Source organism: Streptacidiphilus sp. MAP12-20 (genome assembly GCF_041262525.1).
Taxonomy (GTDB): Bacteria; Actinomycetota; Actinomycetes; order Streptomycetales; family Streptomycetaceae; genus Streptacidiphilus.
The window spans coordinates 1-11,156 of the sequence record NZ_JBGCCK010000016.1 but is presented as its reverse complement, the minus strand read 5'-3'; the positions used below and the strand labels follow the sequence as shown (position 1 = coordinate 11,156).

Below are 11,156 nucleotides of genomic sequence, written 5' to 3'. Positions count from 1 at the left end.
GTCCCCCCTCGTGCAGTTGTCGGTCTCGGTCCTGCCTACGTGTGCTGCTTCGGCAGCTCGGCGACCCCGGACGCGGTGAGCGGGACGGGCTTCGCCACCGTCGACAGCTGGAGCGGCTTGCGCGAGGTCGGCGCGACCGTGGTCGCGGCGATCCTGGCGGCCGTTCCCGCCGGCGTGGCGGGCGTGGCGGGCGTGCCGGCCGTGTTCAGCCTGAGCGTGACGGCGTTCTGGAGCAGCCCGGGGCTCATCCAACCGGAGAGTTCGCCCGCGTAGGCGCTGCCGACCGGGCCCGAACCGAGGCCGAGCAGCAGGGACTGCGTCGTGCCGGTGGGCATGGTGACCGGGATCTGCACCCCGCCGGGGGCCTGGATCGTGACCGTGCTGCCGACCCGGTAGGCGGTGACCTGCCCGGCTGCGACCGCCGACTGCCAGGCGGCGCGCTGCTTCAGCTCCTTGCCGATCGCGGACTCGCGCAGATTGACGATCGGGGTGTTGCCCGCCATCAGGCTCGCGTAGTCGGCGAACAGGGAGTTCAGCACCGGGTAGAGGATCCGGTCCTCGGCCAGGTTGGACTGGTGGGCGTAGTGCGGGTCCGGGTTGTCGCCGAGGATGTGGCCCATGTCGATCCGGGACTCCAGCGGGACGATGTAGTTGCTGTACCCCGAGCTGAGGTCGAGCGGGGCGGGCAGGCAGGTGGTCGTGGCCGGGTTGGCGGTGCAGATGCCGCTGCCGCCCTGGGCGGCGGCGGTGTAGAGCCAGTTGTACTCGTCGACCTCGTCGCCGACGTGGCCGGCGTTGTAGTAGACGTTCATCGGGAAGCGCGGCACCGTGAGCGCGCCGCCCACGGCCCGCTGGTCGGGCTCGCGGGAGTGGTCGCTGCCGGTCCACTTGATGCCCGTGTCGTCCAGCGCGGGGCCGAGGTTGGGGTTGTCCACGGGCTGTTGCGGAAGCGTCTTCAGGCCCGAGTGCTCACCGGTGACGAGCTCGCTCGGGTCGATGGCGAGGCCGTTCTGGTTGGCCCAGTCGACGTTCTGGGTGATCGCGTCCTCGATCGTCTGCTGGTCCGTCCAGACCGTGGCGCCGCTCGTGTCCTTGGTGCAGGACCAGGGGACGGTTGTGGTGTTCTGCACGCAGCCGAGGAACGGGTGGCTGTAGGTGTGGTTGAGCCAGCGGAACGAGGACTTGTTCTGCAGCAGGGAGTCGGTCAGCGGGTCGTCGACCGTGCCGTTCTGGGTGGCGTCGTCGCTGCCGCCGGCGTTGAAGAGGAAGTCGAAGGTGAAGTTGTTCGCCTGCTCCCACTGCTGGGCGTAGCTGACGTCGGCCGGTGTCATCCGGATCGTGGAGGCGGCCGGCGCGCCCTGGCAGGCGGAGGCCGCGTCGCCCGGCGTGCACTTGGCCGTGCTGCTCCAGCGGTCGTCGCCCAGGAAGACGTCGTCGACGTGCATGGCGAAGTAGTTGCGGTCGAAGCCGATGTGGATGCCCTGCGTCATCCAGTCGACGATGCCGCGCGCCAGCAGCCGGTACTGCTGCTGGTACTGGTTGTAGGCGAAGGTGAGCACCAGCTCGGAGACCCCGCCGTGGTCGTACTCGCCGGCGAGCACGCCCTGAGCGCCGCCGCCGTTCGGGATCGGCATGGTGACCAGCGGGGTGAAGGCCGCGCCGGTGGCCTGGGTGGCGAGCGGCTTGGCCAGGTAGCCGTAGCTCTCGATGACGTTCGGGTCGTTGTCCTCGAACGGCACGCTGCCCTTGAGGTAGCGGAAGGAGCCGCCGAGCCCGGCCTCGGTGACGGAGCCCTTGAGCCCGTCGAGCGCGCCGATGTAGCCGGGGTTCGCGGCCCAGTTGAGGCCGACGGCGGGCTGCGCGTAGGTGTACGCGTCGACCTGGCGGACGGCGAACTTCTGCTCGTAGCCGACCAGCGCGGCCATCTCGGCCGAACCGGCCGGGAACGGCGCGTTGTTGGGCAGCACCACGGCCTGGTACCGCGCCTCGGCGCGGCCGCTCGCGTCCGTGCCGCTCAGAAACGCGGCGTCGATCGTCGGCCGCGCCGCGTCGGCGAGGCTCACCCGCGTGTACGGCGTGCCGGTGAGATCCAGCTCGTTGACGATGGCGGCGACCGAGGGGCCGCCGTCGTCGACGACCAGCACTCTCAGGTCGATCCGCTGTGCGGTGCTCGCCGCGCTCGCCCCGACTGCCGGCGCCGCGAGCGCCAGCAGTCCCGCCGCGGTGAACGCGGCGGCCCAACGGGTCCTACGACCCATGTCGTCCCCTCCCAGGGACATGCGCGAAATCGATGGCGCGCATGCCGAAAGAATTGAAGAAAGTGAATGAAAGGAATCCCCCGAAGCCCCCCAGCCCCCACGGGCAGCTCCACTTGGCTGCGAAAGCCAGGCTAGGAGCAGCGAGGACGGCGCACCCAGTCCGATCCGCTTTCTCCACTCCTGGGCGTGAGATTGTGGACGACAGTTTGATTTGCCTCACTCGTAACGGTGAGTCGTGTCAGTGGCCCCGCCTACGCTGCGGTGCATGACGACCTCGCCGCAGCTGCTCGAGCTCACCGCCGACCACGCCCGTCGGATCGCCCTGCGCGCCCAGGGGCTGCTCGGCGCGCCCGATCGCCGGGCCGGCGTGCGTGGCATGCTGCGGCGGCTCGGCTCGGTGCAACTGGACACGATCTCCGTGCTGGCCCGCTCGCACGAGCTGATCCCCTACGCCAGGCTCGGGGCCGTCGGGCGGCAGGCGGTCGAGGCTGCTTACTGGAGCGGCGGGCACTCCTTCGAGTACTGGTCGCACGCCGCCTGCGTGCTGCCGGTCGAGGAGTGGCCGCTCTTCGCCTTCCGGCGCCGCCGCTTCGTCGAGCGCGGCTACCGCTGGCATCAGATGGAGAACGCGGAGCGCTCCTGCGCCGAGATCGTCGCCAAGCTCCGCGCCGAGGGCCCGCTGCTGACCTCGGATCTCGGCGGCGCCAAGAAGGGCGGCGAGTGGTGGGACTGGTCCGAGTCCAAGATCGCCGTCGAGTGGCTGCTGGACACCGGTGTCGTGGTCTGCGCCGAGCGCCGCGGCTGGCGCCGGGTCTACTCGCTGGCCGAACAGGCCGTCCCCGCCGAGCTGTTGAACACCGAGCTGGACGACGCGGCGTGCCTGCGGCAGCTGGTCGCCCAGTCGGGCGCGGCCCTCGGCGTGGCCACGGAGAAGGATCTGGCCGACTACCACCGCCTCAAGATCGACCAGGTCGTGGCGGCGCTGCCGGAGTCCGGACTGGTCCCGGTCCAGGTGGCCGGCTGGGGAAACTCTTCCAACCGGCGCAGTGGGAGCCCGTCCGCCCCGGCCTGGGCCGATCCGGCGGCGCTGGCCGCCGAAGCGCGCGGGCGGCACCGCACCACGCTGCTCTCGCCGTTCGACTCACTGATCTGGGACCGCACCCGCACCGAGCGGGTCTTCGGCTTCACGCACCGGCTCGAGGCGTACACCCCCAAGCACAAGCGGGTCCACGGGTACTTCACCATGCCGCTGCTGGCCGGGGGCAAGCTGGTCGGTCGCGTCGATCCGGCCCGCGAGGGGCGGACGCTGGTGGCCCGTCAGGTTTCGCTCACCACGCCCAGGGCCACGGGCGCGCTCGCGGAGGCGCTGCGTGAGGCGGCCACCTGGGTCGGCTGCGACGCCGTCCGCGTCGAGCAGCTGCACGACGAATCCCTGCGCGCCCCGCTGGAGAAGCTGCTGAACGCCTGATCAGCCTATTTCGAGGATCTTCTCCCGCATCGCGTAGACCACGGCCTCCATCCGCGAGTGCAGCTGGAGCTTCTCCAGGATGTTGCGCACGTGGTTCTTCACGGTGTTCTCGCTGATGAAGAGCTGCTTGGCGATGTCGCGATTGTTCAGCCCCGTCGCCACCAGCTTGAGGACCTCCATCTCGCGGTCCGTCAACCGTGGTGCGGGCAGCAGCTCCTGCTGGTCCGTCCGCTTCTGGATCATCGACTTGAACTCGGTCAGCAGTTTGGCCGCCATGGAGGGGCTGATCTGCGACTGGCCGTCGGCGACGGCGCGGATGGCGGTGGCCACCTCGTCCGTGGAGATCTCCTTGAGGAGGTAGCCCGTGGCTCCCGCCTTGATCGCCTCGTAGAGGTCGGCCTCTTCGTCGCTGATGGTCAGCATGATGATCTTCGTGCTGGGCGCGACCTCCTTGATGGCCGTGCACGCCTCGATGCCGCTGCGACGCGGCATCCGCACGTCCATCAGGATGATGTCCGGCAACAGATCGGCAGCCTTCTCCACCGCCTCGGCGCCGTCTCCGGCCTCGCCGACGACGGCGATGTCCTCCTCCTGGGCGAGGACGATCTCCAGTCCGCGCCGAAAGAGCGCGTGGTCGTCCACGACCAGTACCCGGATCGGCTCCACCATCCGGTCCTCCCCCTCGGTGGGCGACTGTCAGCGACATCCTTCCACGCTTCGCGGGAGTCGCGATCACCCGTCCACGGAGGGTTCCCCCGGAAGTGTGCCGGGGGAACCCTCGAACACGACCCTGTGTGGTCGTGCGGTGACGTTCCTTGTGAGGTTACGCCTCGACCTTCAGGTGGATCACACCGTAGTCGTAGGCGTGCCGGCGGTAGACCACGCTCGGCTGCTTGGTCTCCGCGTCCACGAACAGGTAGAAGTCGTGGCCGACCAGCTCCATCTCGTACAGCGCCTGGTCCAGCGCCATCGGCTCGGCGGGGTGGGTCTTCTCGCGGACCACGAGCGGTCCGTCGCCTTCCACCTGCACCGATCCCTGCATCGTCTTCCTGGGCGGGCTCAGCTCCTCGGGGGTGGCCTGCCCGGGGGTGTCCGAAAGGGCGGCGGTCGCCGCAGCGACACTCATCGGCGCCCGCGGTCCCTTGCTGATCCGCCGCCGGTCCGCGGCCTTGCGCAGCTGCGCGTCGAGCTTGGCCGAGGCCAGGTCGAGCGCGGAGTACGGGTCGGAGGAGCTGGCCTCCGCCCGGATGATCGGGCCGCGGCTGTGCAGCGTGATCTCCACCTGGTCGGCGTGGTCGACCTGGCGCGGGTTGTGTTCCTTGGAGAGCTCCACGTCGACGCTGATCACCTTGCCGTCGAGCTTGTTGATCCGCTCGAGCTTCTCGGCGACGTGCCTGCGGAACCGCTCCGGAACCTCGGTCTTGCGACCCTTGACGACGATGTCCACGCAGAACTCCGATCCTTCGCGCTTCATGCCCACGGACCCGTAGGTCCTTCGGGCCCATCAAGTACGCAACGCCGCCCCGCTCGGGGCCGGGCGGAGCCGCCCCTCAGTCCCCTTCATCCCCAATCGGAACGGTGGGAACCCCATGGAACAACGGTTCCCCGGGATCCGCTCGTCCGACTCCGGGTCGAAGGTCACGACCGAGAGGGCCATCTCTCCTGACCTCCCAAATTCGCGGCGTCGAGGGGCCTTGTACAGCCCCCGCGCGGTACCTACCCCCGTTCGGATGAACATCGCGTAAATGCTCCACGTCAACGGGGTGCACGGGGCACTCTGGGCTCCGCTCGTTCAGCTGGTCGGTCCTACTCCGACCGTACCCCCGACCGCGCCGGGAGGCTCCTGTGGAGCGGTCCTCCATCTCCCTGCTCGACGCCACACTCGACCTGCTGCTGCCCGCCAGCTGCGTCGGTTGCGGTCTCGGCCACGCCCAGCTCTGCGGCCCGTGCCGGGCCCTGCTGGAGGCCGCAGAGCCGCATCGTGCGCGTCCCGCGCACCCGCCACCGGGCCTGCCCGAGGTCTACGCGGCGCTGCCGTACGGCGGCGAGGTCCGTCAGGCCCTGCTCGCCCACAAGGAGCGCGGAGCGCTGCGGCTCGCGCCCCCGCTGGGACGCGCGCTGGCCGGCGCGGTACGGGCCGCCGTCCCCGTCGAACCGGGCTGCGCGCGGCCGCTGTTGCTGGTCCCGATGCCCTCCGCCGCGCATGCCACCCGCGCCCGTGGGCACGACCCGACGACGCGGCTGGCCCGCGCCGCCGCCGGGGCGCTGCGCGGCGCCCGGATTCCCGCCCGCGTCGTCCCCGCGCTGAGGCACGTCCGCGCCGTGGCCGACCAGGCGGGCCTGGACGCCGCGGCACGTCGCCGCAACCTGCGCGGAGCGCTCGGCGTGGACAGGCGCGGCCGCGACCTCCGTTCCGGACACGTCCTGCTCGTCGACGACCTGGTCACGACCGGTGCGAGCCTCGCCGAGGCAGCCCGCGCCCTCAGCGAGGCAGGCGCGGACGTCCTCGCCGCCGCAGTCGTCGCCGCGACGGCGAAGCGCTGACGCACTAGCCGGGATAGCGGACCGCGGTCCCCTTGCTGGCGTCGGGGCGGGCGATCGTCGCCCAGGTGCCCAGCGACTGCTGGAAGAAGACCTGGTTGCTGCTGTTGTTCGCCGCCGCGAAGAGCGGCTGGTCCGGTTCCCCCGGGTTGGCCGTGATGTCGGTGACGCCGTTGAGCGCCTGGAGGGTCGCCGACGCAGCCGGCGAGCCGTCCATTTCGACGGCGATGACGCTGGTGGTCCCCGTCTGCTGGCCGACGATCACCAGGCTGTCGCCGTCCTGCCAGGCCAGGGAGCTGATGGAGCTGATGTCCTGCGCTGTCTCGCGCAGCCCGTCCACAGAGAGCCGCGGTGCGTTGTCGTTCCCGCCGCGCAGCACCCGGCCGATCTCGACCCGGGTGGTGGTTCCGTCCTTGACCAGCAGCGCGACCCGCACACCGTCGGGAGCGACGCGCACCTGCTGCACCACGCCCTGGAGGCCGTCGACGCTGACCGAGACCTCCTTGCCGTCCATGACCGCCCGCAGTCGTGGGGCCTTCGGATCGGTGTCGGCGACCCAGAGCGTGCCGGTCCCGTCCCAGCTCGGCGCGGAGAGCCCGTAGGGAGCCGCGCTCTGCAGCGTCGGGCGGCTGGGCGGCATCGTCGCCTGAAGCGAGCTGAGGTACAGCGACTGCCCGCTCTCGGACACCGCCGCCACCGCGCCATCGCCGCGCGGCGTGACCGCGAACGAGCCGACGACGGTGTTGGGCGGGACCAGTTGCCCGGAGACGGGCGTGACGTCCGCATCGCCCGTGCCCGAGGCCGGTGGTGTGACACTCATCAGGTGGTGCTGGGCATTGAGGAAGTACGCGGTGGCGGCGGCGGTCGGCCGGACCGGGTTGCTGTCCCCCTCACCGTTCGCCGTGCACTGCTCGCCGCCGCTGTGGCCCTGGTAGAGCGCGACCGACTTGGGCTTGGTGACGCCCGGGACCCGCACCTCCAGCTGGGTGAGCGTGGCATAGAACTGAGCTGCCATGGCCTTGCAGGAGCTGCTGCTCCAGAGCCCGCCCGGTCCGAGGGTCAGATACACCTTGGCCTGGTCGCTGCTGGTGTCCAGGTCCAGCGTGGACTTGGACGGGAAGGGTGAGGCCACCACGGGATTGAGCCAGCTGCTCGGTCCCGCCAGCAGCTGCCGAGCCGCGGTGGTCAGCGGATCGATCCGGCTGCGCAGGTAGACCGGGTCTGCCACGAGCGGGCTGACGCCGGCATAGGTGAGGCCTCGCGAGGCGGGGAAGAAGAGGTTGACCGATTCGTATATGCGAGGAAAGTCCTGCTGTGTGATCAGGATGCCCGGCGGCAGGGTCTTGATCCGCCACTGGTTCTTGTCGTTCTTCGCGAAGACGAATTCCTGCGTGACCTGCGCGCCTGACCCCGGTGTGTAGGAGCCGTGCACATCGAGGGTGGCGGTCTCGATTCCGGTCACCTGGACCCGCGCGGTCTTGCCGTCGGGGCTGAACACCGGGTTGTCGGGGATCGCGGAGCCGACGACGGTGACCTTGGCGAGCGGATCCCAGGTCGTGCCCTCGGCCAGATAGCGGCGGGCCATCGTGTAGTTCGCCTCGTCGCTCGCGAGGCCGTCGAGGAATCCGTTGACCAGCTGCTGCGGGCTCTCGTTGTCCTTCGGCGGAGCGGCGATGAGCTCGGCGCGGGTGTTCTGGGTGCTGCCGGTCGGCTCTGCTGAACCCGCGGGAATCGGTCCGCTGTCGGGCATGGTGGCGCAACCGGCCAGCAACAGCGCGCCGCCGGACAGCGCCGCACCGCGCACCACGCGCCCACGCGACCCGACGCGTCGGCGCCCGTCTCGACGTGACATCTCAGAACTCTCCACGTGGCAACTCACCATCCGTCGGGCCCGGTGCTTCGGTGTCGGCCTCGTACTCGACTCCGGCCGCCTCGGCCGCGCCGCCGTCCCGGTCCTCTCTGGCAACGACGACCTGGGCGCCCCCGATGCCGAACCCTGCCCCCAGCCCCGCGACAGGACCGAGATCCGCCGGATTGCTGGCGGGTGCGCTCCGGCCAGGGCCGGGCAGGGCCGGAATCACGGAACCGTAGCCGAGCACCCCGCCCAGCCCCGGCCCCAGACTCGGTTGTCCTGCCTGAAGGTCCTCGTCGCCGGAGGTGGCCAGCACCGCTGTGGCCCCGGCCGGACGAGCCCGCCGGTACGGGCTGCCGGAGACGTCCAGGCCCAGGTTGCCGCGTGAGTCCTCCGGCTCCAGCGGAATCGGCGACCGGGTGATCTCGCTGCCCGCATTGCGCGGGACCGTCAGCCGGAACTGCGATCCGCCGCCGGGCTCGCCCCACGCGTGCAGCCAGCCGCCGTGCAGCGCGGCGTCCTCCAGGGCGATGGACAGACCGAGCCCGGTGCCGCCGGTGGTCCTGGCGCGAGCGGGATCGGCCCGCCAGAAGCGGTTGAAGACGCGGGCGGCTTCACCGGGCTTCAACCCGATGCCGTGGTCCCGCACCGCGACGGCCACCGCACCGTCGCCGGCCGCGAGCCGCACCTCGATGTCGCGGCCCTCGCCGTGCTCCAGCGCGTTCACGACCAGGTTGCGCAGAATCCGCTCGATCCGGCGCGGGTCGACCTCCGCCACGACGGGCTCGTCGGCGCCGATCACGTGCACCTCGCTGCCCTTCCGGTCGGCGAGCGGTCCTGCGGCGTCGATGACCCTCGCCACGACCTCACGCAGATCGGCCGGCTCGGAATCGAGAATGGCCGCGCCGGCATCGAATCGACTGATCTCCAGCAGATCCGCGAGCAGCGACTCGAAGCGGTCCAGCTGGTTCTGCAGCAGCTCGGCCGAACGCTCGGCCGCGGGGTCGTTGAAGTCCTCACGGGACTCGTAGAGCAGGTCCGCGGCCATCCGGACGGTCGTCAGCGGCGTACGGAGCTCGTGCGAGACGTCCGAGACGAAACGACGCTGGACCCTGGACAGCTCTTCGAGCTGGCGGATCTGCGCCTGAAGCGCACCGGCCATGCGGTTGAACGCTTCGCCGAGCCTGGTGATGTCGTCGGTGCCGGAAACCTTCATCCGCTCCTCGAGGCGGCCCGAGGCCAGCTGCTCGGAGATCTCGGCGGCCATCCGGATGGGGGTCACGACCTGCCGCACCACCAGCCAGGAGATGGCCCCGAGCAGGATCACGACGAAGACGCCGGCCGTCGCCAGCGTGCCGGTGACCAGGCTCAGCGTCTTGGTCTCCTGCGTGAAGGGGAAGATGTAGTACAGCTGGTACGACCCCACGTTCGGGATCGAGATCTGCTCGCCCAGGACCATCCCCGGCTCGGACGGGGAACCGTCCCGGTAACTGACCGAGGTGAACGCGCCCTGGCGCTTGCCCGCGTTCTCCTGGACCAGCCGCTGGAGATCCGCCGGAATCGTCTGACTCGGATCCACGCCCCCCGTCACACGCTGCGCGCGCGAGGTGGGACTCCCTGCGGCCAGGTCCTTGCTGCCGTCGGGCAGCATCCCCACGACGTAATACGAACCGGCACCACTGGTGGCGAGCGCTTGGACCTGGTCGGTCATCACGTTGCCCAGGTCGGTGGGAGCCGCGCCGGCCGAGCCCTGTCCGGGAGTGGCGGGAACAGCCTTGTGGCCGCTGAAGTTCCCCAGGTTGCTCGCAGCGCTCTTGGCGGAGACGAACCCGCTGTCGGCCTGGGTCGTGGCCGCCTGCAGCTTGGCCTGGAGCAGGCCGTTGCGAACTTGGTTCATGACCACGACGCCGAGGAGCAGTACGACACCGAGCGAGAGCACCAGCGTCATCGCCACGACGCGCAACTGAATGGAGCGCCGGTACAGCCCCACGGCGCGACGGAACGGCCGCCGGAACTGCCGACGCACAGCGGCGAGCATCGGCCTGGGACGCGCGCTGCGCTCCCCGGCCTTCTGTCCGGTCTTCTGCTCAGTCTTCTGTTCGGTCGACTGCCCGCCGTCGGTTTCGGGCTCGACGGCGGGCGTCTGACCTCTCATCTCAGTTCGGTCCCGCCTTGTAGCCGACACCGCGAACCGTCACGACGATCTCGGGACGCTCGGGGTCCCGTTCGATCTTGGAGCGGAGCCGCTGCACGTGGACGTTGACGAGGCGGGTGTCTGCCGCGTGGCGGTAGCCCCAGACCTGCTCCAGCAGGACCTCGCGGGTGAACACCTGCCAGGGCTTGCGGGCGAGCGCGACAAGCAGGTCGAACTCGAGCGGAGTGAGCGGAATGCTTCGGCCGTCGCGCTTGACGGAGTGGCCGGCCACGTCGATGACCAGGTCACCGATGGCGAGCTGCTCCGGGCTCGGCTCCTCGGCGCGACGCAGACGTGCCCGAACGCGGGCCACAAGCTCCTTCGGCTTGAACGGTTTGGTCATGTAGTCATCCGCGCCGGACTCGAGACCGACGACTACGTCGACGGTGTCGGTCTTGGCGGTGAGCATGACGATCGGCACTCCGGACTCGGCACGGATCTGTCGGCAGACGTCGATCCCGTCCCTGCCCGGAAGCATCAGATCCAAGAGCACGAGGTCGGGCTTGACCTCACGGAAGACGGCCAGGGCCTTGTCGCCGTCAGCAACGAAGCTTGGCTCGAATCCCTCCCCGCGCAGCACGATGCCAAGCATCTCGGCCAGAGCAGTGTCGTCATCGACGATCAGGACGCGTCCCTTCATACCGTCCATGGTCTCATCTCTCAAACGTGACCTGGGGCACAGTCGAGGAGACTTGCGCCACTCGTTCGAGCGGGACGGGTGGGACGGAAAGGGGACAAGTGGACCTACAACGCAGTGAAGCCCCCTGACCGATGGTCAGGGGGCTTCACTGGAAAGGTTGTTCGGCGGTGTCCTACTCTCCCACAGGGTCCCCCCTGCAGTAC

At 70.1% G+C, this 11,156-nt stretch carries 8 protein-coding genes; 2 read left to right on the top strand and 6 right to left on the bottom strand.

What is annotated here, in order from left to right:
* Positions 1–35 precede the first annotated feature (35 nt).
* The gene (locus ABIA32_RS21785) at positions 36–2,258 is read right to left on the bottom strand and encodes a hypothetical protein (RefSeq protein WP_370097970.1); all 2,223 of its coding nucleotides are present in this window, start codon (positions 2,256–2,258) and stop codon (positions 36–38) included.
* 265 nt (positions 2,259–2,523) lie between these two features.
* Here ABIA32_RS21785 and ABIA32_RS21780 point away from each other — a divergent pair, with 265 nt between their 5' ends.
* Positions 2,524–3,726: a winged helix-turn-helix domain-containing protein gene (locus ABIA32_RS21780; RefSeq protein WP_370097967.1), complete on the top strand. Its 1,203-nt coding sequence runs from the start codon at positions 2,524–2,526 to the stop codon at positions 3,724–3,726.
* On the opposite strand, the gene ABIA32_RS21775 is transcribed toward ABIA32_RS21780, so the two are convergent.
* Both ABIA32_RS21775 and hpf read right to left on the bottom strand, forming a co-directional pair.
* Positions 3,727–4,395 carry a response regulator transcription factor gene (locus tag ABIA32_RS21775; RefSeq protein WP_051943658.1) on the bottom strand — a complete coding sequence of 223 codons (669 nt, stop codon included), beginning with the start codon at positions 4,393–4,395 and terminating at the stop codon, positions 3,727–3,729.
* Positions 4,396–4,549: 154 nt separating this feature from the next.
* Positions 4,550–5,173 carry a ribosome hibernation-promoting factor, HPF/YfiA family gene (gene hpf / locus ABIA32_RS21770; protein WP_370098335.1) on the bottom strand — a complete coding sequence of 208 codons (624 nt, stop codon included), beginning with the start codon at positions 5,171–5,173 and terminating at the stop codon, positions 4,550–4,552.
* Between the two features lie 398 nt (positions 5,174–5,571).
* On the opposite strand from hpf, the gene ABIA32_RS21765 reads away from it, so the two are divergent.
* The gene (locus tag ABIA32_RS21765; RefSeq protein WP_370097964.1) at positions 5,572–6,270 is read left to right on the top strand and encodes a ComF family protein; all 699 of its coding nucleotides are present in this window, start codon (positions 5,572–5,574) and stop codon (positions 6,268–6,270) included.
* Positions 6,271–6,274: 4 nt separating this feature from the next.
* Here ABIA32_RS21765 and ABIA32_RS21760 read toward each other — a convergent pair whose 3' ends face one another.
* The 3 genes from ABIA32_RS21760 to mtrA are packed head-to-tail and all read right to left on the bottom strand — an operon-like array spanning position 6,275 to position 10,953.
* Positions 6,275–8,119, bottom strand: coding sequence for an LpqB family beta-propeller domain-containing protein (locus tag ABIA32_RS21760; protein ID WP_370097961.1), 1,845 nt, complete (start codon positions 8,117–8,119; stop codon positions 6,275–6,277).
* Position 8,120: 1 nt separating this feature from the next.
* On the bottom strand, positions 8,121–10,274 hold the full coding sequence (gene mtrB, locus ABIA32_RS21755) for an MtrAB system histidine kinase MtrB (protein ID WP_370097957.1): 2,154 nt from the start codon (positions 10,272–10,274) through the stop codon (positions 8,121–8,123).
* A 1-nt stretch (position 10,275) separates the two neighbouring features.
* Positions 10,276–10,953, bottom strand: a complete 678-nt coding sequence (mtrA, locus tag ABIA32_RS21750) for an MtrAB system response regulator MtrA (RefSeq protein ID WP_037605443.1) — start codon at positions 10,951–10,953, stop codon at positions 10,276–10,278.
* Positions 10,954–11,156 lie beyond the last annotated feature (203 nt).

What these genes read in the sequence shown, in the direction of transcription:
- ABIA32_RS21785 (WP_370097970.1), bottom strand. Translation starts at nt 2,258, where the DNA reads ATGGGTCGTAGGACCCGTTGGGCCGCCGCGTTCACCGCGGCGGGACTG.
- ABIA32_RS21780 (WP_370097967.1), top strand. Translation starts at nt 2,524, where the DNA reads ATGACGACCTCGCCGCAGCTGCTCGAGCTCACCGCCGACCACGCCCGT.
- ABIA32_RS21775 (WP_051943658.1), bottom strand. Translation starts at nt 4,395, where the DNA reads ATGGTGGAGCCGATCCGGGTACTGGTCGTGGACGACCACGCGCTCTTT.
- ABIA32_RS21760 (WP_370097961.1), bottom strand. Translation starts at nt 8,119, where the DNA reads ATGTCACGTCGAGACGGGCGCCGACGCGTCGGGTCGCGTGGGCGCGTG.
- mtrB (WP_370097957.1), bottom strand. Translation starts at nt 10,274, where the DNA reads ATGAGAGGTCAGACGCCCGCCGTCGAGCCCGAAACCGACGGCGGGCAG.
- mtrA (WP_037605443.1), bottom strand. Translation starts at nt 10,953, where the DNA reads ATGAAGGGACGCGTCCTGATCGTCGATGACGACACTGCTCTGGCCGAG.